This window comes from Bacteroidota bacterium (assembly GCA_016718825.1).
Taxonomy (GTDB): domain Bacteria; phylum Bacteroidota; class Bacteroidia; order J057; family JADKCL01; genus JADKCL01.
Genome location: JADKCL010000001.1, coordinates 165381 through 189519 on the forward strand (window position 1 = coordinate 165381; position 24139 = coordinate 189519).

Below are 24139 nucleotides of genomic sequence, written 5' to 3' on the forward strand. Positions count from 1 at the left end.
ATCCCAATTAAACTAGCTGGAGCGCTAGACGGAGAATATGTTTAGAAATTTACTCGCTACACTCCTCCTTTGCTGCTGTGCACAATTTGCCTTCGGTCAGACCGGCTTTGACTATGCCAACGCTTGGTTCAACGCCACGCAAACCTATGCCAAGGTTTTGGTCTGGGAAGACGGTGTTTACCGCGTAGATGCAGCAGCCTTGGGTGCTGGGGGACTGAATGTTGCCCCGGGTGATATTGCCAATCTGCAGGTATTTTACCGCGGACAGCAACAACATGTGTATGTCAAGACAAGTTCCGGAAACCTCGACTACGTAGAATTTTACGGAATGCGCAACGATGGACGGGTGGACTCCATTCTTTATCGGGATCCTTACACCCGTCTGCACGATGGTGAAATCCAGCCCAATAAAAATTTCAGCACGTTTTCAGATACCTCGGCTTATTTTTTCACAATCGGCGCGCAACCCGGGTTGCGCTATTCAAATTTTAGCGACCTCAACTTTGGCAACTATTCTCCAGCGCCACATTTTCGGTACCAAAGCTATTACGACTACCATCCCAACTCGGGTTTCGCCTTGTGGAATTACGGGGGCGGAAGTCAGTACGACATTTTCCATATCCTGAACTCCTATTATGTGACTGCCGAAGGATATGTCGGCCAAGAATTTGATTACAATGCCCCCGCGACCGTGGTTTTGCCCACTAAATATGCTGCCAACGTTGGCAATCCAAGTGAACTGGAATGCAGGATTTATGGTCGGTCAAGTTGGGTCCACGTATCCAAGATCACCATGAACGGTCAGGTGATGGTAAATGACACGATTGCCGGAATTTTTGTGCGGACCTGGAACCGGGGTTTTAGCAACGCATTGACCAACAATACAACGGTCTTGTATGAGGCATTGGGCAATCAAAACAGCAATACCGACAACAATAACGTTTTGTACACAAAGGTCACCTATGACCACCTGTTCAATATGGATGGCCAAAATGCCATCATGGTGCACGATTGGCAGCAGAATTCCAATGCGTATTTCAATTTTGTGAATGCGGATACCGGTTCGATTGCCATTGCCTATGACCTCACCACCCATACGCGCTGCGAAGGAGTAGCGGGGGGCAACGCGGTGCAGGTCGTGGTGCCCGGCGGAGGCCAAGCACGCAAGATTTTTGTTGCCACCAACGGTGCGATCAAGACACCCTTGGTAGAGCAACCGCGACTGAGCAATTTGAGCGACCCTGGCGCAGGAGCAAGTTTCGTGATCATCGCCCATCGCAGTTTGGCAGCCTCGGCCAATGCTTACAAACAGTATCGCGATACCTGCACACTCAATCCGCAGACCGCCAAGGTGGTTTTTACGGATGAAATCTACGATGAATTCGGCAGCGGTACGATCACGCCACTGGCAATCAAGCGATTCTGCAAATATGCGATTGACAACTGGACCACCAAGCCCAAATACTTCATGCTTTGGGGTAAGGGACAGTACATCACCAGAAACAGTACCGTCAACTTGGTTCCAACGTTTGGGTATCCGGCAAATGACTATGACTTTGTTTCTGACTTTGACCAGTATCAGATTGACGTTGTGCCGCAAGCATCTATAGGCCGGGTTAATGTGTACAACGACGCCGATGGACTCCTTTATCTGGCCAAAGCAAATGAATATGAGCATACGCCGTGGACGCCCTGGATGAAAGAATCGGTTTACCTCGGTGGGGGCAACGACACAACGGAACAGAAGCCAATTTTTGATTATCTCCTTAGCTATAAGGATATTTGGGAAGCGCCCCCATTGGGTGGGCATGGCAACTATTACCAAAAGTACAACACTGGAGAGCTCACCAATTCCAGCATGACTTCGACCGAGCGTATCAATGCAGGTGCGAACATCATTAACTTTTTTGGTCACAGTTCCAACAACATCTATGATGTAGACATTCAGGAGCCTTCGCTGTACCTCAATTATGGAAAGTACCCGATGATGATTGCATTTGGGTGCTATGGGGGCAACTTTACAGGCGACCTCAAAAGTTTCGGTGAGCGATTTGTGCTTTCTGAAAACCGCGGATCCATCGGCTATCTTGCAAACTCGACCGCAGGGTACCTGACACCGCTTGGAAACTTCGGTGAAAAGTTATATCCGCAAGTTTGCGATTCATCCTATGGTTTGCCATTTGGAGATCAAGTGCGCAGGACCATTCGGGACTATGCCTCGATTTGGACTGATCAGGTATATACCAATCATGCCAAGCAGATGAATTTGCAAGGTGATCCATCTATTAGTCTTTACCATCCGGAGAAGCCCGATCTTGAGATTACCATGGCGGGCCTTTTCTTTACGCCTTACAACTTCTCGGCTGCCGACAGTTTCTTCACACTCAATGTGATCGTACACAACTATGGCTTGGTCACGGCAGACTCCTTTTACTTGAGTGTGCGGCAACAACTGCCCTCCGGTACTTGGCTCAACCATTCGATGACCAAACATGCGCCAGTTGTAAGTGTTGACACCTTGGAGGTTTTGATTCACAACACCTTTGGGTCTGAAATGGCGGGGCTCAACTTGTTTGACATTTTTGCAGACTCCACTGACTTGGTAGATGAATACCGCGAAGACAACAATCGTCTTCAAATGTCGGCTGTCATTCCGGGAAATGCACCTGCAGTGTTGTTTCCTTATGATTTTGCCGTGATCGATACGCCCAATGTGCGACTGTCGGCATCGGCATTGATCATGTCAAGGCTTGCAACGGTCAGGTATATTTTTGAAATCGACACCGTTCCTACGTTCAACTCTCCACGCTACATAGGTTCGCCGGTGGTGGTAGGATCCGCGATTTATAGTGAATGGGATGTGCCGTTTACCCTTGTCGACAGCACGGTGTATTATTGGCGTGTGCGTCTAGCGGATGCCTTTCCCGATGCATGGGCCAAGGCATCTTTCAAATACATTGCCCAACGCACCGGATGGGCACAATCGCGCCCCCCACAGTTTTACACCGACCCGACTGTGCAGGTCACGATGAACCAAACCGTGCAGGAATGGGGCTTTGACCAATGGTCTTCCGATTTGCATGCCTATACCTCTGCCGGAGGTCACGCTGTCTATCGCCTCGCAAACGGCGCTTATTTCTCGGAATATCCAAGTACCAATGGCGACTTTGGAATCAAATACACGCCCATCAGGGCAAAGGACCTGAAGCCTTCCATTACCAGCACGATCCATGGAGACTGGGCCTATGCCTCGATGCCTGCAGGTCAAAATGCGGTGGTGAGTGCGATTGCGAGCCTTGAAAAAGGAGATTATTTCTTGGCTGTGAGTGAGCAGGATCCGCGGGTAGAGCAATGGGCACCGCACGTACGCGCGGCGTTTGCCTTGATCGGATGCGATACCAGCTTGCTCAACAATTTTGCTCCGGGCAATGCCTTGGTGGTACTTGGACGCAAAGACTATCCCGGTCAGGGAATCTTGCTCACGAATCCAAACGTGTTTGATGAGCCTACGCAGACTTGGCAGACCGATTTGCGGAAGGCCATGCAGAGCAATTTTGCAACAGGAGCAATTTCTTCAACGACCGTTGGCCCGGCAGTTTCATGGCGTGACTTGGTGTGGAATTGGTCCACGGTTGATCCATTTATCGAAGAAGACACCAGGGTTTCGCTATACGTATCGCATGACGGCGTGACAGACTCGCTTGTATTTCAGAACCTCACGCGGGGGAGCTATAGCCTTTCCAACATCGATGCCGAGAAATATCCTTTTATCAAACTGAAAGCAGCGCTCAAGGACAGTGCGTTTTTGACGGCGCCGCAACTCCAACATTGGCACGTGATCTACACCCCGGCGCCAGACGCCGTCATTGATCCGATCAGCCTTTGGTCCTTTGACCATGATACCGTCACCCAAGGGGAAAACGTAACCGTGAAATACGCCGCACGCAACATCACGGAGACCGATATGGACAGCTTGCTCGTAAGGTACATCGTGCAATTGGAGGATCGGCGCACGGTCGAGGTTGGTCACAAACGGTTTGGAAGGCTGCTTGCAGGTCAACGGGTAGAGCATACCTTCACCTTCAGCACAAATTTCCCTGACATGGTGGGCAATGTTTCCTTCAACGTTGAGTTGAATCCTTTTAATGATCAACCCGAACAGTATCACTTCAACAATTTGTATTCCTATCCTTTCAAGATTCGGCCGGATGAAATCAATCCGATTTTGGATGTGACGGTCGATGGCAAGCACCTGATGGATGGGGACATCGTTTCGCCGCTCCCGGAAATATTGATTCAAATGAACGATGAAAACCGCCACCTGGCGGTCAATGATACCGCATTTGAGATTCACTTTGGATTGAAAACGCCCAATCCCGCCAATTTGCCCAGGATCTTTATCGCTGGAAATTCGCAGATACAGATTGAAAGTGCCTCGCTTCCGGCCAACAAGGCAAAGCTACACTTCAAGCCTGGACATCTTGTCGATGGCGAATACACTTTGAGGGTTCAAGGATTCGACCAAAATGGAAATCAGGCGGGAAAGACTGACTACGAAATCAATTTCAAGGTTGTGAACGAGGTTGCCCTGAGCAATTTGCTCAACTATCCCAACCCTTTTTCCACCTCCACAAGATTTGTTTACACCCTTACAGGTGCCGAAATTCCGGAACGATTTGATATCCAAATCTTTACAATTACGGGCAAACTGGTAAAGGTGATTGACCTTCATGAAACCAACGACGTTAAAGTAGGATACAACATCACGGACTATGCATGGGACGGGCGTGACGAATATGGTGACTTGCTGGCAAACGGCGTGTACATCTACAAAGTTGTGGCCAAGGTCAACGGAAAGGATATGAAGCTGCGCGACGAAGGGATCACCGACTTGTTCAAAAACGGTTTTGGGAAGATGTACCTAATGCGTTAATAGGCATTTTTCATCAATACCTGGATGGGTGGTTTGCTAAGTCCTCCTGTGACTGATTGCAATTGATCGCATGTCGGCGTAACTTGAACACAAACATTGTGCAGAAATTGTGATTACCAGGCGATTTCAAACGATTTACCTTTTTGCTATTTTGGGGTTCTTCCTTGGATCGCAGGTAAACGCGTTTGCGCAAACGGCCTACTTTAATGAGTGGCTTTCATCCCAAAATCAGTATGTCAAGCTCCTTGTGCCTTCTGATGGCCTATATAGGGTAACGGCATCGGACTTGCTCGGGGGTGGGTTGCATACAAATTCGCCAATCACCTCGGCCAATTTGCAAGTGTTTTACCGCGGAGTAGAGATTCCCATTTATGTAAAGGATAGTATTTCAGGTGGGTTTGAGTACCTGGAGTTTTATGGGTACAAGAACGATGGTGCCATTGACTCCCTGTTGTATCGAAGCAGTGATCCGCCATTTGAAAATAAGCCGGCGTTGCAGCCAAACCTTTTCTCGAGCTTTTTCACGGATACTTCGGCTTATTTTGTGACGTGGGATGCTGTGGGAAGCCAAAGATTACAGCCGCTCGCCACGCAGAATTTTCAGACATTTTCACCGGAGCCTTGGTACAGGTACCGCGTATTGCAGGAGTACGACGAGAGTTTTTTTGTCGGTGGTGGAGATGCGAATGATTATTGGCATGTTCTGAACCCGGATTGGGTCATTGGTGAAGGGAATATTGGTGGGACATTCCGTACGGGAGATTTGCCCAACGTCATGGCAAGGTTTCTCAAAACGCCGGGTTTTGTAAATTCCGGCAATCCGGTACATGTCGCGGCACGCGTCGTTGGGGCCAATAATACCGCGCAGCATATCCTGGCGATTGACCTTGCGTTTGTGGAAAGGTATCGAGACACCACTGCCAATATCAATGTGCATTCGGTTGAATTTGATGCCCCGATTTCCTTGGATTCAATGACGCTTCTTCGATTCCATGCCTACGGGCAAAGTGTTCCGTTGGACAATCAACGAGCCTGTTGGGCGACAATCGATTACGACCGCAACCTGGATCTCAAGGGTGATGCTGCAACCACCCTCCGTCAATGGCAAAAGAACGATACGGCTTACTTTAGATTTTTCAATGCCGATGTGAACTCAGAAGCATGGTTGGTTGATTTGACGTTGAAGCAGCGTGTGGCAGCAACCGTTCTCGGCGATACACTGCACTTTTTGGTTCCGGGTTCACCGCTTAGGCGCGACCTTTACCTCGTCACCGATCGTGGTCTACAAACTGCCGCCATTGAACCCGAGCTCGTTTTGCCGCTGATTTCCACGGATACTGTTGGTGGGGATTTTGTGATCATCACCCATCGCAAGTTCAAAAATTCGGCGGAGGCCTATGCCAATTACCGTGACACCTGTACCACCAATCCGTTTTTGCAGCCCAAAATTGTCTATATCGACCAGATTTTTGATGAATTTGGCTTTGGTTCTGTGACGCCTTGGGCGATCAAGAATTTCTGCAGGTTTGCGATGGAGCAATGGCAGATCAAACCTAAACACTTCTTGATTTGGGGGAAAGGCCGCAATACCGGTAAAAAGGACAATCGGGAAAACTACATCCCGGTGTTCGGAACACCTGCGAATGATCTGGAATATGTAACCAATTTCAGCCGTGATGTCGTCGATCTTGTCCCGAAAGCTGGACTTGGCAGGGTCAGCATCAAGGAAGACGGACAGGGATTTGATTACCTCAACAAAATCAATGAATACGAGCATCTATTGCCCGAGCCTTGGACAAAAAATGCCTTGTTTATGGGTGGTGGGGCAACCGCCACCCAACAAAATGCCATCAATTTCTATTTGACTGACTCGGTGGATGGATTTAAGCCATTTTGGGAAAATGCGCCGCTCAATGGACGGGTCTGGTCTTACCAAAAACGCAACAATGGGTTTGAATTCAACGATGGGATGACCACAGAGGAGCGCATCAATGCCGGTGTCAGCCTTCTTCAGTTTTATGGGCATTCCGCGGTGAGTGTATTTGAGTTGGACATTTTGGAGCCCAATCTTTACAAAAATGAAGGGAAGTATCCGCTTATGGTTGCCTTTGGCTGTTCTGGAGGGAACTATTATTTGGAAGGGGCGAGCTACGGAGAACGGTTTATCTTACAACCGGGCAAAGGGGGCATCGGATTCTTAGGCAATACCACATCTGGCGTACTGAGCTTGCTTGGGCAATATGGGCAGGCCCTGTATGCGGTGGCCCTGAGGGACTCGTTTGGCAGCTCGATCGGTACGATATTAACGGAAACCATCCGTAGGTTTGGGAACAAGGTTTCTATGCAGACGAATATTCACGGTGCAAATCATTGCAAGCAATTGAACCTGCAAGGTGATCCGGCTGTTGCATTGAACCTGCCCAGGAAATGTGATCTGCGCATCGGTTCAGAAGACATCTATTTCCCCGACGGCTTTCCAGTCGCGCTGGATCAATCCTTCAAGATGAATATCGTGCTCCACAACGATGGGCGGAGTTTTGAGGATTCCTTTTCTGTTTATATCCAACAACAATTGCCCAATGGTGGATTGGTCGTCTTTAGTGACACCGTTCGGCATGGGGCATTTGCATTCGTTGATACCCTTGAACTGACGATCCCCAACATCAGCGGCTATGCCTCGGCAGGCTACAACAAATTTTTGGTGCATGTGGATCCCTTGGATTCTTTGGATGAGTTGGTGGAGCAATCCAACAACACTGCAGAAGTAGAGCAGCTATTTGTTGGCAGTATTGCCAAACCGTTGGAACCCTCAGAGTTTGCCATTGTGCCACATGCGACGGTAGCCTTGGTTGCCTCCACCTTGCAAATGGTCGCGAGCGGGCCCTTGCGTTACTCTTTTGAGATCGACACCGTTTATACATTCGATTCGCCCTTCAAAAAGGCCTCTCCAGCGATCATGGGTAATTCTGCAATGGGTGAATGGCCGATTCCCTTTGCCATGACCCCCGGACAGGTCTATTATTGGCGGTCGCGGCTCACTGACTCTTACCCCGAGCAGTGGACTTCAAGCTCAATGAAGTATGAGCCAAATAAATCCGGATGGTCACAAGGCAAGGCGCCGCAATGGTTTGAAGACGCGACGGAAGGAATTCAGATCGATGAAATTTCACAGGCTTGGGAATTTGAACGATGGACGACGGAATTGCATGCTTATATTCTTTCCTATGGATTCCCCGGAAAGGCCGTGTACTTCATGGGCAATTATGCGTCGACCAACGATGCTCCGAGTGGTGTGCTTTTTACACCCATCGATCAAAAAACATTGATTCCCAAAATTCTGGATACGCCATTGCAAGGAGATTGGCGCTTTCTTTCGGCTCCCCCATCACCCGATCAAAACACACTCACTGATCTGCCTTTGGCCATTGCCTCGACAGAACCGGGGGACTATTTCTTGCTTGTGACGAGCGGAAATCCGGCGATGCAAAATTGGCAGGACCAGGTTTTGCAGGCTTTGGAAATGGTGGGTGGGAGCTACGCGGTCCTTCGTCCGATGCAAGATGGTGACCGGTTGATCTTCCTGGGTCAAAAGGGTGCTGCACCTGGCACGGCCACGATGATCACAAGGCCCAATTTGGAGGTCGACGGTTTTCCGCCGATGCATGATCTAACCAAGAACATGTCAGCGATTCGATCCTCCGGTCAAATCCTTAGTAGCACGATCGGTCCCGCATCAAGTTGGCAAAACCTTACATTGGATTGGTCGACACTTGACCCTTTTGTCGGTGACAGCCTCAGTGTGTCGGTTTACGGAATTCGCAGGGATGGGTCGGAGGCCTTGTTGATTCCGCACTTGACAGACACCGCAATAAGCTTGGGAGGAATCAATGCAGATAGCTTCCCCACACTCCGGCTTCAGGGAATGGCACGGGACATGATACATTTTACGGCCCCGCAGCTGAATGAATGGGAAGTCTTTTTTGACCCCGTCGCAGATTTGGCCGTCGATGCCAACAGGGGAGTCATGGTGCCGGATACGGTGGAGGAAGGGCAGATCATTCCGGTCAGTTTTTTTGTGCGGAACCTGACTTCCCAGACCATGGACAGCGTGCGCGTCAAATATACCTTGCAGGCATCCAACAGAAGTCTCATCGAAGTAGGCACCAAGCGATACAGCGGATTTGAGGCACGGGAGATTCGCAGAATGGAATATGCCATCCCTACCAGCGGTATCGGTCTCGAAGCAGGGCGCTACACCTTGATCATTGAGGTCAATCCCGAAAGCGAAGTCCCTGAGAATCAGCATTTCAACAATTTCTATTACGAGCCCTTGTGGGTGCGCACCGATGGGCTTGGGCCGATCGTCGATGTCACGATCGATGGCAAGCACCTGATGGCAGGCGACATTGTATCTCCGGAGCCTACCATTGTGATTCAGATCAACGATGAAAATGCCTACCTGCCCGTGGCTGTCAGTGACAGCACTTACCGCATTTGGTTTGGGGTGGAAAGGTCGTTTCGCAGCAATCCGATGGTGACGATCGAGAACAATGACAGCATCGAAGTCGTGCCGGTGAGGATGCCGGAAAACAAAAGCCGGCTCATCTTCAAACCCGGGCGTTTGGCCGACGGGGAATATACCCTCGCTGTGCAGGGATTTGATGCCAAGGGCAACGAAGCCGCGCGGAAACCTTATGTGATCCAGATGAATGTCGTCAACCAGAAGGCCATCAGCGAGGTTTTGCCTTATCCCAATCCATTTTCCAGCGCCTGCCACTTCGTTTATACCTTGACCGGGGATGAAAAACCCAGCCGGTTTGACGTTGAGATTTATACGATCACGGGCAAACTCGTGAAGGTGATCGATTTGTTGGCCATGGGCGAAGTGCATTTCGGCTACAACGTGACGCAGTATGCTTGGGATGGCCGCGACGAATTTGGCGATCAGCTCGCGAATGGGGTTTACCTCTACCGCGTGAGAACCAAATTTGAAAACCAGGCAAGCGTCGAACTCCGAGACGAAGGCATCTCAGGCTATTTCAAAAACGGATTCGGGAAAATGTACCTGATGCGCTAAGGCCTATCGCTTCTGGTTTTCAATCAAATCGTCGCTGATCGGCAAGACCATTTCGTTTTTGATGGTCGACAGCACCACCTTGGATTGGATATGCCCCACGCCATCAATTTTGGACAACTTCTCGACGATGAACTTTTGATAGTCCGAGATGCTCTGCGTATGCATTTTGAGCAAAAAGTCCCCGTCGCCCGTGATATGGTAGGTTTCCACGATTTCGGGGAGGGCCTTGATCGAATCGATGAACTGCTCAATCTTGAAATGGCTATGGTAATTGAGCTTCACTTCGATGAAGACTGTGATCGCCAAACCGATCTTTTCCGGATCCACCAAGGCGTGATAGGATTGAATCATGCCGGAGACTTCGAGCTTGCGCACGCGCTCGAGCGTAGGCGCGGGGGAAAGTCCGACTTCGCTGGCTAGCTGCGCATTGGTCACACGGCCGCGCTCCTGCAAGATTTTGAGAATGCTGTAATCGATCTTATCAAGTTTCATGGCAAAGCGTCAAGGGTATAAATTCCAAGCAAAATGAAGCTGAACAGGCAAGGGTATTCCTTGCAGGCAATCACCAGCAAACGGGTTTAGACAACAAAAGAGAATCCACCAAAATCCACAACCAAATCCGCCTTCAGCACTTTGGGTGCCATCTTTCCAACCAGACGAATTCACCCTAAAGATAGAACCTTCGACGTGATATCATTGAATTGGCCCCGAAATAAATTGTTTTGAACCAAGCCATGACCCCATTCGAATGACATTCAGGGCCGCGCTGCTGTTGAAATTTGGTGGGCAAATCCATTCGGATTCCTATTTTTGCGCCATGAGTTACGCCGACGTTTTCCAAAAGGTCATTTCCCACGCCAAAGAATATGGCTTCATCTATCCATCTTCCGAAATTTATGACGGTCTGAGCGCCGTTTACGATTACGGCCCGATGGGCGTCGAACTCAAAAACAACATCAAGGATGCTTGGTGGCGCGCCATGGTACAGATGCACGAAAACATCGTGGGTCTGGATTCGGCCATCCTCATGCACCCCAAAATCTGGAAGGCTTCGGGTCACGTGGATGCATTCAACGATCCATTGATCGACAACAAAGACTCCAAAAAGCGCTACCGCGCCGACGTTTTGGTCGAGGACTACATCCAAAACAAGCTCGAAAGCAAAATCACCAAGGAAGTCGAAAAGGCTGCCAAGCGCTTCGAAAACTTTGACGAAGCCATGTTCCGGCAGACCAATGCCCGCGTGGTCGAGTATCAAGCCAAGGTCGATGAAGTCAATGCCCGTTTTGTGGCAGCGATGGAGGCCGACAACCTTGACGAGCTCCGGCAGATCATCATCGACCTGGAAATCGCCTGCCCCGAAAGCGGCTCCCGCAACTGGAGCGAGGTCAAGCAGTTCAACCTCATGTTCAAAACGCAACTCGGCGCTGTGGCCGGCGACGCGATGGACCTCTACCTCCGTCCGGAAACGGCCCAAGGCATCTTCGTCAACTTCCTCAACGTCTACAAAACTTCCCGCGTCAAGGTTCCCTTTGGCATCGCCCAAATCGGCAAAGCCTTCCGCAACGAGATCGTCGCCCGGCAGTTCATCTTCCGCATGCGGGAGTTTGAGCAAATGGAAATGCAGTTTTTCGTGCGCCCCGGCACCCAAGCTGAATGGTTTGATCAATGGAAGGAGAAGCGTAAGAAATGGCACCTTGCCTTGGGTTTGCCAGCAAACCGGTTGCGCTTCCACGTGCACGAGAAGCTCGCCCACTACGCCAAAGCCGCCGAAGACATCCAATTTGAATTCCCATTCGGATTCAAGGAAATGGAAGGCATCCACAGCCGTGGCGATTTTGACCTCAAGCAACACGAGGAGCACAGCGGCAAAAAACTGCAATACTACGATCCCGAACTCAGGGAGAGCTACGTGCCTTACGTGATCGAAACATCCGTCGGCCTTGACCGCACCTTCCTCGCCCACATGACCAACGCCTACACCGAGGAGGAAGTCAATGGCGAGACACGCGTCGTGCTCAAGCTGCATCCGGCATTGGCACCGATCAAGGTTGCTGTATTTCCACTCGTTGAAAAGGACGGCCTGCCCGACATCGCCCTCGATGTCTTCAACCGCCTGAAATACGACTTCCGCACCCACTACGAAGACGGCAAGGACGGCATCGGCCGCCGTTACCGCCGCATGGATGCGATCGGCACGCCCTACGCGATCACGGTCGACCACCAAACCGCCGAAGACGGCACGGTCACCCTCCGCGAGCGCGACACGATGGAGCAAATCCGCATCAAAATCGAGGACATCAACGGGCATATCGCCGCAAAGTTGAGCATGCGGAATATTTTGAGTTGAGTGTTGAAGCGTCGGCGTCCCTTTTTGAAGCGGCGGCGTCCCGCCGCAACGCTGATGCTGCCGTCCGCCTCCGGCGGGCGAAAACGGTCTAGCTCGACGGGCAACGCACAAAAAGCAAAACGTAAGCTTGCGTGCGTTGCCCGTATAGTCGCCGGATTATCAGTGCAGAACCTGCAATAAGCATTTCCCAGTCCCACACCAATAAAATTCCTTCGATGACCAAGATCTTGAAAAGAAGCAGTTTCATTTTCGCATGCGCGGTGAGTTTCTGCATGGCCCTCCTGCCAAGTTGCAGCGGCGGAGCTTCAAAACCCGCCGAAACAGAACAATCCACAGCCCCCAAGTCCTACCAAAATGGCGATCTGATGGTCGGCGGTAAAAAAGGGGAAATGTGGTTCCAAACCTACGGTGGTGAAAAGGCTTTCAACGGCGCTACCTTCCATTTTGCGCGCGATTTCTACCGCGGCTATGCACCGGTCATCAAGATGGTCGATGGCAAGGAACTCCATGGTATCATCAATTTGAAAGGCGAGGAAGTCATCAAGATCGAGCACCCTGAGCCGATCGACGCCTACGACAACGGCTACTTCCAAATCGGGTCGATGGACAAACAAGGTTACCTTGACAGCACTGGAAAGCTCGTGATTCCGATGAATTACGGCAGGTCCAAAGGCGTCTATGACGGGCTGTTTGTGCTGCAGAAGGGCCTCAATTGGGGTGTGGTCAACGCGAATGGGCAGGAAGTCACGCCTTTCATTTACACCGATGCGCATGGCTATGCCGACAATGGCTTGATGATGGTGGAGAAGAAGTACAAATGCGGCTTCATCGACCGGGAGGGCAAGGAGGTAATCCCCTGTTCCTACGAATCAGCGACAAGTTTTGAGCAAGGTGTCGCCATTGCCCGCATTGGCGAAAAATACGGCTTGATCGATGCCACAAATCAGCACATCACTGGATTTGATTTTGACGAATTCAAGTTTGAGACGACTTCTGTTGAGGATGCAGGAAGCCAAACGGGTTACTCCAACGTCGGCAAGCGCATCATCACCGAAGGTGGGTACTCCGTTTTCCGCAAAGGCAAAATGTGGGGCGCCGTCAATCCAAAGGGAGAAATTGTGATCCCCTTCGAATTTGACTACATGGGCAGCGCCGACGCCATGGGCGTGAATGTCGGTCTCGGCAAACGCCGCGGAACTTACGATCTCGAGAAAAAAGAGGTGAAGTGGTTGGATTGAAAGGGATTCCAAAAATGTACAGACACGGGATTTCCTTCATCTCTATTCTCGTGTTGCTTACAACAAATTGTTTCTCACAGCATGGCCGCCATGCTGCTTTTGAAGGGCGCAACGAAAGACCGGTGGAGGTGCCTGACAGCCCTTGGGAGGTTTATATCGGTTGGTTTGATTCCACGGATGCCTTTCACATTACCGATTCGATAAGTGCAGTGGATACCCTGACCGGACGAATGGACAATGTACGGTCGAATGGGCAATTCCTGTTTTGGAATTGCATGTATCGGACGCACCACAGAAAGAGAGTGGTTTTGGGTTACGGCTATATGCCGATTGAAAACGGGAAACTCCAGCCGCAACAGCGTGTGGCTTTTACAATTCGCAAGCGAATAGATCCTCAGGCCCGTTTACGTGTTGAATTCGCTGACGACGATTTAGAATTCCCAACCCAGTTCGGACTTTATCATTTACGGATATTGAAATTCCAGAATATGTCTTCACAAAAAAGCGCTCGTTGAAGCCATGCGTCTATTGGTGCGTGCGGTGAAGGGCTACCCCAGAAGCATCAAAGCAGACTACTTGAAGGACTTGTTCGAGAATATTTAAGCGCAAAATGGACGATTGAGTGAGCCACTTCAAAAAGGCTCACCTCCCCACCGCAATCACCATCTTCCCGGCCAATAGGATCTCTCTCAGCTTCATTCAGGTCATCTCGCCGCCCAAGGAAGATGCCAGCCCCTAACCCAAACCCGCAATCCCCTAACTCACGCGCGTAAGAGAAAAGTCCGAGCCCCACCTTGGCAGTCAATTCACCCTATTGTCTGCCAAAGTCCATGAAAAGTCCCCTTGTTCACCAGCCTGCAAACAAGCAAGAATCCTCGGAAAGTAACTTTCCGCAAGGCAAATCCATGATGCCGCCACAGTTTTCATTGTCGAGCAGTTCCGGCAATGTCGGTACGCTGGGCTTTGGAAATATGTGGGATCAAGCTTTTGGTCCCATTGGGCTAGGTTCCAAAAACCAATCCACCGAAAGTGCCGAGAAGTCTTCCGAACACGCTCAAGGGGGCGCAGATTCGGAATGGGTTACATTCGCCGAACAATTCAATAACCGGTTCAAATCTGTTTTGCATGTCTTTGAACCAGAAGGGACCCCTGCCAATTTTGTAGAAAAATCCGTTGCTAGCGGTAAAGTGCTCACTCCAGAGCAATGTGAATCGCTTTTCACAAAGGGGCAACGCGACAAGCTGATTCCCTTCTTTCAAACGAACGTCATTCCCGAACGCCTTTTTAACGGGGACGAACGTGGGAAAACCACCGCTGCACAACGCATTCTTCTGTCTGCCGAGATTCTTGCCAATGGCATTTATGCTCCGGGGAGTTTCGAGCAGCGTGTCCATGCCAAAAACTGCGGACACTGGGCACAGACCGTCCAGAACTATGCTGGGGTTACCGCCAATTCTGGTGCAAATGCAGACAGCCTCAATGGAAACTTTGATCTGCATGGCAATGTAATTTTGGGTGCTGAAATGGCGAAGCCTCAAGGTTTTGACGAAAAAAGGGTCTCCATTGAGAACTTACCCGAAGAGGAATCCGCAACGATCGGACCGATTTACGAAGGGACCGCGCACGGTGAAGAAGCAGCCAAAAGAGCAAACCGCCGCGCAGAACTCGAGCAGCAGGATGCCAATAATCCCGATGGCGAAAAGTCCAAGAAACCTTTGACGCCCTTCCGTTGCGAACATTTGTCCATGGATTTGTTTGACACTGTGAAGCCAGGTGATTGGCTATACATCTACAATGCCAACGGCTCAGGCAACCACAGCGTCATTTTTTCTCGTTGGGCAAGTGGCGACTTGGTGGTGGATGGTGGAATCCAATACCGCAAGGCGGTGACATTTGACCAGAATAAGCCAGTTGCGGGAGGAGAGGAACATAACTTGAATCTCGGCCAACAATTCCATCGGACGAAAGACATCCAAATTTGCCCGATTACAAAGGTTTCCAAGGTCAATCCTGAGCAACGACCTGCAGAAAGCATCGAGGAATTGCTGCCAACACGCGGTGATCAGGATGACCTGCTCAACGAAAAAAACCAGAAATTCATTGAGGAGATCAAGAAACAAAGCGGCGGCAAGATCACCGAAGATTTGTTAATCAACTTGTTGGTCAAAGAGAACATTGGCCATATCGACGCTTTGGGCGATCGGCTCAGCCCCGAACAGCACGAGATGTTGACAGATGCCAACAATGTAAAATGCGACCTCGAGACTTTGGTGCGACTCACCGAGCGATTGCGGCAGTTGCATACCAATGCAGACTTGCTCGCTAAAAATGAGGCTAAGATCTACGAAAGCAAACTCAATGGACAATACGCGGAATTGATCACCGCTTACAAAGCCCAAGAAGCCGAAATCAACGCGCTGATTGAGCCCTTGGAAAAGGAGAAAGCACCTTGGGAGGAAGAATTGGCTGGCTTGACGAAAGACCGTGACGAGCTCGACACCTATCCCGAATTGAGTCTTGCGCGCAAAAAGTACCGCAAAGTTCTTGCCGAGCTCAAGCTGATGGGCAAGTCGGATCCAAACCGTGATGCTAAAAAAGCGGAGCGTGATAATATTTTGGCTGAGATTGGAGAATGGAAAGCCAAAGGGAAGGCCAACAAGGGTGCCCTTGGCGAAAGCCGCACAGAGATCAATTCCCTTCGCCGCAAGATTGGAAAGGTGAATGCCAAAATCAGTAAGCTGGAAGTGAAGTTGGAAGAGGCCGCGCTTTTGCTCCCTTGGGGCCAAGTCGCAGGCGGCAGTACCAAGGAGCAAGACAAGACGAGCAACAAAGCCGGCAAAACGGGTACGTTAGAAAGCACCCTCGGCGAAGCCGCCATTAAAGACCTCAAGAAGAAAGCCAAGGCAGGGGAGTTTTGAAAAGGGTGGGGGCAGTCCTAGCAGTTGCTTCCAGCGGAATCAAGATCTCCCTCATGGGTCAAACTTGATAAAGCCCATCTCGACGGATTCCTGGTGGGTATCGCCATCAAAGCAGCAAATGTTCCATAAGCGCGACAAGGCTCTCGATTGGAAGGAACGAATATCATGGAAAAGAATGCTGATGCTCAGTTTGTAAGAATTTGTGGGGATTCAAATTTGCCTGCAAATACACAACTATGAAAAAAGCACTACTCATTCTCCTTTTGGCCGTTGGCAACTTGGTATTCGCTCAAAACCCAATCATCTTCATGCCTGATGCCGGCCTCAACGATGGCTCGGACGAAGGTGGACTTAATGGTGGTAAGGAAACCTACGTCTTCGATGGCGATCCGAATACCAACAATGGTGCAGTGAATGCCTTTTATAGTTTGCCAATCAGCACCTGCAATAACACAAACTATTTGGGAATGATCCAATTTGACCTCACGACCTTGCCAGCCGTTGTGGATTCTGTATTTTTAGGTGGATGGACTTGGGATCAAAATGTGATTTGCTACTCCAATTGCGACAACAATTGGGAGTTTTGGTATGTCGGGGCAGCATGGGATGAAATGGCCGTGACGTGGGGGACTGCGCCATTGCTTGATTCTGGATTTGCCGGACCTTTTAACGTGACCTTTCCTGATGTCGCCCGCGAACGGAAATTTGATATCACCCCCGCCTACAGGAATTGGAAATCAGGCAATGTCCCCAACTACGGGCTTGCCATCAAGCCCATCGATGGGTTCTGCAACAATGCCTGTGTCATCCTCGGGATGCTTTCTTCGGATGATACCACGTTTGCTGGCACGCATCGTCCTTACTTGGAGATTTATTCAGGTGGCGTCGGGGTAGCAGAGGCACAACAAATCAAAACGAGATTTTTCCCCAATCCTGCACATAACGCTGCTGTGATCGAGTTTCAATCTACGTTCGTTGGACCAGTGGAATTGCATGTTTTGGACTATACAGGTCGCACAGTAAGCACACAAACCGAAACCATGGATATGGGATTGCAACGCATGAGGATTGACTTGGAAAAATTGGCAAACGGAATGTACACCTATCGCCTCACTACTCCATCCGGAAACAGTTCGGGAATGTTCGTGAGGCAGTGACAATAAAATAATTTCTATTGGAGAAGGGCAGGCGGCTAAACTTCCTGTCCTTCTGCATTTCGGGAGAAGATTGCCTTACGCGGGTGATGGTTATTTCCCGACTGCAATCACCGTCTTCCCGCCAAACACGACCTCTTCCAGCTTCACGCTGACCTCCGCGTCCAACGGAATGAGCAAGTCCATACGCGAGCCAAACTTAATGAACCCCATCTCGGCGGATTGTTGGACGGTGTCGCCTTCCTTGATGTACCAGCAGATGCGGCGCGCCACGGCGCCGGCGATTTGTTTGTAGCCGACCGTCCAGCGGCTGTTTTCGACGACGGTATAGGTCATTTCGTTGTCGGTGCTGCTTTTGGGATGCCAAGCGACGAGGTAGAGGCCGGGCATGTATTTGAACCACTTCACCTTGCCGCTGATCGGATTGCGGTTCACGTGGACATTCAGCGGACTCATAAAAATGCTGATCTGACGCACCTTGGCCTTGAAGTAAATCGGATCGAAGACTTCCTCGATCACGACGACCTTGCCGTCGCAAGGACAGACAATCGCATTCTCTTGAATCGTCGGCACAATTTCCGGATTGCGGAAGAAGTTGAAAATCAGCCCGATCAAGACGAGCGCGGCTACACCGAGCACGATGCCGATCCACCAGACCACGGTCCCGGCCAACAACGGAAAATAAATTGCCGACCAAACGCCGCCCAGCAGCAAGATGGATATCGGAATGAGAAAACGACCTTCTTTGTGCAAACGCATGTGCAAAGAAAACCATTTTGAATGCGGGATGCAAAAAAGGGGTAGCGAAGGCGGCGCTCACACCGTGCTTTGGGTAGCGCCACCTTCGCTTGATTCCGCGAAGAGGGCGCTATCAGCATGCGGTGTTTGCGCCCTTTTCGCTACTGTGTTTTGTGGTATAGCGAAGGCGGCGCTCACACCGCGTTTTTTGTAGCGCCGCATTCGCGCTTGTTTTTTTTGTTATCTTGTTGATATGAAACCCATTGGACCATCGATTCTGCGCTTGCTTTTTGTCATCTGCTTCCTCGCCGCTTCAGCGAATGTAGGAAACAGCCAATCCGAAGGGGAGGGCAGTCAGGCTTTGTACATGCAGCATCAAAGCGATTCCGAGCGGGTCGTGAAAATTGATTCCGGACGCAAACTCAAAGTCTGGACCCAAGACGGGCAGTTGCATGCTGGGAAATTGACGCAGGTAAGTGACTCCAGTTTCTTCTTGGGAAAGGAGGAAATTTCTTATTCGAAAACCAAGAAAGTCAAACTCGACAAGGGAGAAGGCGGACGTATCGGTGGATTGACCGGTCTTTTGTTGGGTGCGTTTGGGATTGTCATCGGCTTGGCATTTTCATTGTTGGGATTGTATGCGGCCAACTCTGCGACGCAAAATACTTCTAACGGATGCGCTCAGGCGATGGGAGGTTTTTTCTTGTTGATCTTGGGAATCCTAATCGGAGCGGTCGGAATCATTTTTGCCATCATCGGCATCGTCGCCTACGCCATCGGAACGGCGGTCGCCCGCAATTTCAAATTGGATGGCAAGTGGCGAATCGTACGAAGAACCGCTGGAAACTAATCGCCGAATCAGATTTCGAAACTCATTCGAAGAAATCCCGCACCGCACGAATCACAATTGCTTGGTCTTCCTCTGTCAATCCAGTGGAGGATGGCAAGCAAAGCGAATCTTCGTACCAACGGAAACTATGGTCCTCACGCTGAATGTACAGGTTTTGCCCATACATCGGCAGGCGGTTCATCGGCACCCATAACTTGCGGGTCTGAATCTCATTCGCCTCCAAATAGGGCTCCAATTGCCGGGCTTCGGAAGTAAAAATGCAGTTGAGCCAATAGCCGCATTTCCGGTGCAGATCTCCGTGCGGCGTCAGTGAAATGGCGCGGACATCGATGAAACCAGCTTCGTATTCCGCGCGAATGGCTTGTTTTTTTGCCCAAAATTCGGGGAGACGCGCCAATTGGCCTAAGCCGAAGGCCGCATTGAGGTTGGGCATGCCATAGTTGAAGCCAACGGCATCGTGGATGTATTCGAGGGGAAATGATTTGGCTTGGTGGGCGAGGTGGCGGATGCGGTCTGCGAGTTGGCTGTCGTTGGTCAAGACGGCTCCGCCGCCGCCCGTCGTCAAAATTTTGTTGCCGTTGAAGCTCAACGTGCCCAAAAGGCCCATGCTTCCGGCGGGTTTGTCGTCGAAGCTCGCCCCGAGGGCTGCGGCTGCGTCTTCCAACACGGGAATTCCGCGGCTGCGTGCCAATTCCAGCAGGCGGTCCATGTCACAAAAATCGCCCAACACGTGCACAGGTACGATCGCCCGAATACGCCTTTGGGTGCCTTTGAAGAAACATTTGCCGTCTGCAAAGTCGGTATGGTTTTGCAGAAAGTCTTCGAGCAAGTCGAGGTCAAGCTGCAAATTGTCGGGCGCTGCGTCGATGAAAATCGGTTCGGCCCCGGTCATGGAAACCGCATTGGCGGTAGCGACAAAGCTCAAGTTGGGGCAAATGACGTAGTCATTGGTGCCGACACCGAGGGCCAACAAGGCAAGGTGCAAAGCGGCAGTGCCGCTGTTGACCGCGATGCAAAACCGCACGCCCGACAAAGCCGCAACCTTGCGTTCGAAGTCGCCGATGTCAGGCCCAGCCGTGGAAACCCAGCCGGATTCCAAAGCGCGTGCCACCGACATTTGTTCGGTATCAGAGATATTGGGGATGGAGAGTTGGATCACTTTTTAATGGAGAATGGAGAATGGAAAATGGAAAGCCTCCTAGGAGTTGGGGAGCCAACGAAGCTCACCGTATGGCTAGGAAAGCCCAGGCTTTTCAGCACACGCATGCACCCCTTCTCCGCGGATTCGCGGCAAGCGAATGCGTGGAGAAGGGGCCGGGGGTTGAGGCGATAAACAAAAGGCAGGGCGATTTCCTCGGAAACGTCATTGCCTTGGTTGAAACAATTACCAGGTCCTCATCGATTCCGGGCGAACGTCCCGGGGAAAAAGTGGAGTGGCTGGGCGATTTCCTGGAACCAGGGCCGCAACGCATTGAAGGCTCAGCGATTTTCCAAGAAACCTCCCCACAGCCTTCGATGCTATCAATCATACCCTTCGCCATCAGCAATTCTGATAAATACGATCAAATGGATCCCCAAACTTCCCGCTGTTCAGGACCGCCTGGATTTCGCGGATGCCATCGGGGACGTGGCGCGTCGCAACAAATTGCAGTTGTCGCGCAGCTTTGTCAAAGTTCACGCGGTAGTTGCGGGTGTCGGCATCGGGCTGTTGGCCGTAGGCGAACTTGCATTCGGGGACGACCTTTCGAATCTCCTCCACGATCATGGCCTTGGTGTAGTTTTCGGAGCTTTCGCCGATGTTGAAGACACCCTCTGCGACCTCGGGTTGATGTGTGAGGCAAAGGCAAATCGCCTGCGCAAGGTTCTGCACGTGGCAATACGGCCGCCATTGGTGTTCGCCAAAAACAAGCAGCTCCTTGCCGAGCACCAAGTCCCGCGTAAAGTGGTTGACGGTGAGGTCAAAACGCATTCTCGGGGACAAGCCGTAGGCGGTTGCAAAACGGAGGATGCTGACCGTGACAGGGCTTGTGGCCGATTTGGTGAGCAGATATTCTTCGAATCCTACTTTCAACCGGGCATAGTGGCTCTGTGGTTGCAGCTCCGAATTTTCATCCAGCAGACCTTCGTCCGACATTTGCCCGTAGTTGCTGCACGTGCTCGCGAAGACAAACTTGGAAACGCCGACTTCTTCGGCCTCCTCAAACAAAGCCCGGCTCGCGACGTCCATCAAGGCGGTGGCAGCTTCCGGAAACAACTTGCAAGCTGGGTCGCCGACAATCGCCGCAAGGTGGATCACCGCCTCGACATGTTGCAAGGCGGCTTTCCGAATTTCAGGATCACAAAGATCCCCCTTGACAAGGCTGAAATGCGGATGCGCATAGAGATCCTCCAGTCCGGCATCGCCAAACAACAGCACATCCAAGCCGCGCACGGCATATCCAAGGTCCAGCAATTGTCGGCAAAGGACCGAACCCACATAGCCGGCCGCGCCGGTCACCAAAATCTGTCGTTGCAACATCGGGGCGAAATTAGTTGTTTTGGATGGAATGGTGGTTAAATGGATTGTGTCGAATCGCCGCCGTGGTTGAATTGTATTCTACACATTGGTCGTAGGGACAGGTCGCGACCTGTCCCTACGACCAATATAAATCGTTGTTAATCATAAATTTGAATCGAAATGAAAATCGAACACATCGGCATCGCCGTCCAGGACCTCGCCAAGAGCAATGCCCTTTTTGCGGCCATTTTTGATCAGCAGCCCTACAAGCAGGAGCAGGTCGAGAGCGAGCATGTCAATGTCTCGTTTTTCCAGCTCGGCGACTCCAAAATCGAATTGCTTGAGGCGACCCATCCGGAAAGTGCGATTGCCAAACACATTGAGAAACGCGGCGAAGGCATGCACCATATCGCCTTCGAAGTCCCCGACATTTTTGCTGCGATGGAACGGATGAAAGCTCAAGGGTACCGTGTTTTGAACGAAGCCCCCAAACGTGGCGCCGACAATAAATTGATCTTTTTCCTGCATCCCAAAGACAGCAACGGGGTTTTGGTCGAATTGTGTCAGGAGATCAGGGAGAGCTGAAGGTGGCTGAGCGGCGCCGAAAAGTGTTGAATCAAGCGTTATTCCCGAGTTTCACGCGGCGGTAAATGTCAGCCAGCGGAAGACTCAGCTTGAGGCTTTTTATTTCCAACACGTCTTCCAATCCACTATAGCTACGAAGTTGCCAAATACCGTCGTGAGCTTTTTGGAAGACATCAATTTGGTATTCGTCTTGGGCGATGAGAATGTATTCCGTTAGTGATGGTATTTGCTTGTACCGGTGGAATTTTTTGCCACGGTCAAAGGATTCGCTCCATTCTGCAAGAACTTCGACGACTACCGTCGGATTTGTATAGGCATATTGATTGTCCACCACGTTGGGTTTGCCTTTGCAAATAGATATTTCAGGATAGAAATAGCACCTTGGCTGATCGATACGAATTTTGAAGGAACTGGTAAAAACAAACCATTCCTCATGTTCAACGCCATCGGCAATGGAACACATGCAATCTACTGTGATGCCGTTTTGATCAATGGAATGGCTTGTCATGGGCAGGATCTTGCCATCCAAATACTCATTTTTGTACTCTGCAAGCAATTCCAATGCGAGATATTCCTCTGGTGTGACGAATCGGTTTGGTATTTGAATTTCCATCTATCAAAAATACAAATGTCCCATTCAATGCAACGATACCTCAGTCAAAAACCATCCTTCCACTTACGAGCGATTTGCCTTGCGGTTTCGAGCATGGCGGGATCCCAATTTACCGCACTCCATTCGCCTGATGCAAGTGCCGAACTTTGAATCTTTGCCTTGACTTCTTCAAAATTGGCGCTGTTTTCGAGAATGTCGGAAAGCAGGAGTTGTTCGAAATGCAGCGTTTCATCCTCTAGCGGATGGCTTTGAAACTCAATTTTGGGCGGCAAAAAGTTTTGCAGGAGCGTGAACGAAGTCCGTTTGGCGGATTCGAGCTGCACCAAATCCCGCATTCGAAGGAAGTCGGCCTGATACTGCGATTGGCTTTCCGCATCGGCCAAGGCATGGCTCATTTGCTCCAAAACCACAAATTTGAGGTTCGGACATTGGCCCATTGTGGTAGCCAGCAACTCGAACACGCGTTCGGGTACGCCCGCGTCGTGCGTATCGCGCCTGACCCCAGGTTGCGGGCGAAAAGGCGAAGGTTCCCAACTTCCGCCGGAAATGTGAATTTCCCTGACGCGTGCCAGTGGAATTCCAGCCAGCAATTCTGCTGAGTCCAACCCAAAATTATGCAGCTGACAATACAGGTTGTGAAGGTCGAGGATGAGGAAACCATTCGCGGGCGCGAGCAAGGCCTCCAAAAATTCACCATGAATACGTGCAGAATGCGCATCTGTGGCAAATGCAAGGTTTTCCAGCCCCACGGGGCAACCGCAGGCGTCGGCAATCCGCAAAAGCCTATCCTGCCCAAGGGCAAGCGTTCGCTTGGAATAAGGCACGGACAAGGGTGCGCCCTTGTGAAAGTCGGCTCCCGTGAAAAACCCGAAATGTTCGCTGATGTGGTCAAATCGGAAGCGGGTGGTCAGGGATTTCAATTCCGCCAACCAAGCCGCTTGCTCGGGTAGCCATTTTCCTGAAAACATCGAAAAAAACACCCCATGCCCGACGAGCCGACCGGCATTGCCGTAACTTTTGAGCAGTTCTTCAAACCATTCCGGGATGTCGGGTCGATTGTGCAGCGTGTCAAATGACCATTCCATACCTTCGACGGCCTCCGCCGCAAACAGGGGTAATGCTGCCTGAATCAGGTTGGAATCGACATTGAAGGAGAGGGAGGCGTGGATCATCTTGGGTATTGCCA

15 protein-coding genes are annotated in these 24139 nt (G+C 50.8%); 9 read left to right on the plus strand and 6 right to left on the minus strand.

Annotation, left to right across the window (positions count from 1 at the left end; all coding sequences use genetic code 11):
- The first annotated feature begins 37 nt into the window (after nucleotides 1–37).
- Nucleotides 38–4933 (plus strand): hypothetical protein, encoded by a 4896-nt coding sequence (locus IPN95_00705; protein MBK9447940.1) that lies wholly within the window; start codon nucleotides 38–40, stop codon nucleotides 4931–4933.
- A gap of 340 nt (nucleotides 4934–5273) precedes the next feature.
- Nucleotides 5274–10010 carry a hypothetical protein gene (locus tag IPN95_00710; protein ID MBK9447941.1) on the plus strand — a complete coding sequence of 1579 codons (4737 nt, stop codon included), beginning with the start codon at nucleotides 5274–5276 and terminating at the stop codon, nucleotides 10008–10010.
- A gap of 3 nt (nucleotides 10011–10013) precedes the next feature.
- Here the strand turns inward: IPN95_00710 and IPN95_00715 are convergent, their stop codons facing one another.
- Nucleotides 10014–10502 (minus strand): Lrp/AsnC family transcriptional regulator, encoded by a 489-nt coding sequence (locus tag IPN95_00715; protein ID MBK9447942.1) that lies wholly within the window; start codon nucleotides 10500–10502, stop codon nucleotides 10014–10016.
- A 325-nt stretch (nucleotides 10503–10827) separates the two neighbouring features.
- Here IPN95_00715 and IPN95_00720 point away from each other — a divergent pair, with 325 nt between their 5' ends.
- The 5 genes from IPN95_00720 (at nucleotide 10828) to IPN95_00740 (ending at nucleotide 17673) form a co-directional block, all read left to right on the plus strand.
- Nucleotides 10828–12360, plus strand: a complete 1533-nt coding sequence (locus tag IPN95_00720; GenBank protein MBK9447943.1) for a glycine--tRNA ligase — start codon at nucleotides 10828–10830, stop codon at nucleotides 12358–12360.
- 215 nt (nucleotides 12361–12575) lie between these two features.
- Nucleotides 12576–13598, plus strand: coding sequence for a WG repeat-containing protein (locus IPN95_00725; protein MBK9447944.1), 1023 nt, complete (start codon nucleotides 12576–12578; stop codon nucleotides 13596–13598).
- A gap of 14 nt (nucleotides 13599–13612) precedes the next feature.
- Nucleotides 13613–14113: a hypothetical protein gene (locus IPN95_00730; GenBank protein ID MBK9447945.1), complete on the plus strand. Its 501-nt coding sequence runs from the start codon at nucleotides 13613–13615 to the stop codon at nucleotides 14111–14113.
- Between the two features lie 315 nt (nucleotides 14114–14428).
- Complete coding sequence (locus IPN95_00735) at nucleotides 14429–16516, plus strand: hypothetical protein (protein ID MBK9447946.1); 2088 nt, start codon at nucleotides 14429–14431, stop codon at nucleotides 16514–16516.
- A 236-nt stretch (nucleotides 16517–16752) separates the two neighbouring features.
- Nucleotides 16753–17673 carry a T9SS type A sorting domain-containing protein gene (locus IPN95_00740; protein ID MBK9447947.1) on the plus strand — a complete coding sequence of 307 codons (921 nt, stop codon included), beginning with the start codon at nucleotides 16753–16755 and terminating at the stop codon, nucleotides 17671–17673.
- Nucleotides 17674–17763: 90 nt separating this feature from the next.
- Here the strand turns inward: IPN95_00740 and IPN95_00745 are convergent, their stop codons facing one another.
- Complete coding sequence (locus IPN95_00745; protein ID MBK9447948.1) at nucleotides 17764–18429, minus strand: phosphatidylserine decarboxylase family protein; 666 nt, start codon at nucleotides 18427–18429, stop codon at nucleotides 17764–17766.
- Nucleotides 18430–18661: 232 nt separating this feature from the next.
- Between IPN95_00745 and IPN95_00750 the strand changes: the two genes are divergently transcribed.
- The gene (locus IPN95_00750) at nucleotides 18662–19258 is read left to right on the plus strand and encodes a hypothetical protein (protein ID MBK9447949.1); all 597 of its coding nucleotides are present in this window, start codon (nucleotides 18662–18664) and stop codon (nucleotides 19256–19258) included.
- A 22-nt stretch (nucleotides 19259–19280) separates the two neighbouring features.
- On the opposite strand, the gene IPN95_00755 is transcribed toward IPN95_00750, so the two are convergent.
- Both IPN95_00755 and IPN95_00760 read right to left on the minus strand, forming a co-directional pair.
- Nucleotides 19281–20417: an aminotransferase class I/II-fold pyridoxal phosphate-dependent enzyme gene (locus IPN95_00755; GenBank protein ID MBK9447950.1), complete on the minus strand. Its 1137-nt coding sequence runs from the start codon at nucleotides 20415–20417 to the stop codon at nucleotides 19281–19283.
- A gap of 381 nt (nucleotides 20418–20798) precedes the next feature.
- Nucleotides 20799–21776, minus strand: a complete 978-nt coding sequence (locus IPN95_00760) for an NAD(P)-dependent oxidoreductase (GenBank protein ID MBK9447951.1) — start codon at nucleotides 21774–21776, stop codon at nucleotides 20799–20801.
- A 159-nt stretch (nucleotides 21777–21935) separates the two neighbouring features.
- Here IPN95_00760 and mce point away from each other — a divergent pair, with 159 nt between their 5' ends.
- Nucleotides 21936–22340 carry a methylmalonyl-CoA epimerase gene (gene mce / locus IPN95_00765; GenBank protein ID MBK9447952.1) on the plus strand — a complete coding sequence of 135 codons (405 nt, stop codon included), beginning with the start codon at nucleotides 21936–21938 and terminating at the stop codon, nucleotides 22338–22340.
- 31 nt (nucleotides 22341–22371) lie between these two features.
- On the opposite strand, the gene IPN95_00770 is transcribed toward mce, so the two are convergent.
- Nucleotides 22372–22953, minus strand: coding sequence for a Uma2 family endonuclease (locus IPN95_00770; protein ID MBK9447953.1), 582 nt, complete (start codon nucleotides 22951–22953; stop codon nucleotides 22372–22374).
- A gap of 44 nt (nucleotides 22954–22997) precedes the next feature.
- A complete protein-coding gene (locus IPN95_00775) occupies nucleotides 22998–24125 on the minus strand; it encodes a DUF692 family protein (GenBank protein ID MBK9447954.1) in 1128 nt (375 codons plus the stop codon).
- Nucleotides 24126–24139: the final 14 nt, after the last annotated feature.

What these genes read in the sequence shown, in the direction of transcription:
- IPN95_00705 (MBK9447940.1), top strand. Translation starts at nt 38, where the DNA reads ATGTTTAGAAATTTACTCGCTACACTCCTCCTTTGCTGCTGTGCACAA.
- IPN95_00715 (MBK9447942.1), bottom strand. Translation starts at nt 10,502, where the DNA reads ATGAAACTTGATAAGATCGATTACAGCATTCTCAAAATCTTGCAGGAG.
- IPN95_00720 (MBK9447943.1), top strand. Translation starts at nt 10,828, where the DNA reads ATGAGTTACGCCGACGTTTTCCAAAAGGTCATTTCCCACGCCAAAGAA.
- IPN95_00725 (MBK9447944.1), top strand. Translation starts at nt 12,576, where the DNA reads ATGACCAAGATCTTGAAAAGAAGCAGTTTCATTTTCGCATGCGCGGTG.
- IPN95_00730 (MBK9447945.1), top strand. Translation starts at nt 13,613, where the DNA reads ATGTACAGACACGGGATTTCCTTCATCTCTATTCTCGTGTTGCTTACA.
- IPN95_00735 (MBK9447946.1), top strand. Translation starts at nt 14,429, where the DNA reads ATGAAAAGTCCCCTTGTTCACCAGCCTGCAAACAAGCAAGAATCCTCG.
- IPN95_00740 (MBK9447947.1), top strand. Translation starts at nt 16,753, where the DNA reads ATGAAAAAAGCACTACTCATTCTCCTTTTGGCCGTTGGCAACTTGGTA.
- IPN95_00745 (MBK9447948.1), bottom strand. Translation starts at nt 18,429, where the DNA reads ATGCGTTTGCACAAAGAAGGTCGTTTTCTCATTCCGATATCCATCTTG.
- IPN95_00750 (MBK9447949.1), top strand. Translation starts at nt 18,662, where the DNA reads ATGAAACCCATTGGACCATCGATTCTGCGCTTGCTTTTTGTCATCTGC.
- IPN95_00760 (MBK9447951.1), bottom strand. Translation starts at nt 21,776, where the DNA reads ATGTTGCAACGACAGATTTTGGTGACCGGCGCGGCCGGCTATGTGGGT.
- mce (MBK9447952.1), top strand. Translation starts at nt 21,936, where the DNA reads ATGAAAATCGAACACATCGGCATCGCCGTCCAGGACCTCGCCAAGAGC.
- IPN95_00770 (MBK9447953.1), bottom strand. Translation starts at nt 22,953, where the DNA reads ATGGAAATTCAAATACCAAACCGATTCGTCACACCAGAGGAATATCTC.
- IPN95_00775 (MBK9447954.1), bottom strand. Translation starts at nt 24,125, where the DNA reads ATGATCCACGCCTCCCTCTCCTTCAATGTCGATTCCAACCTGATTCAG.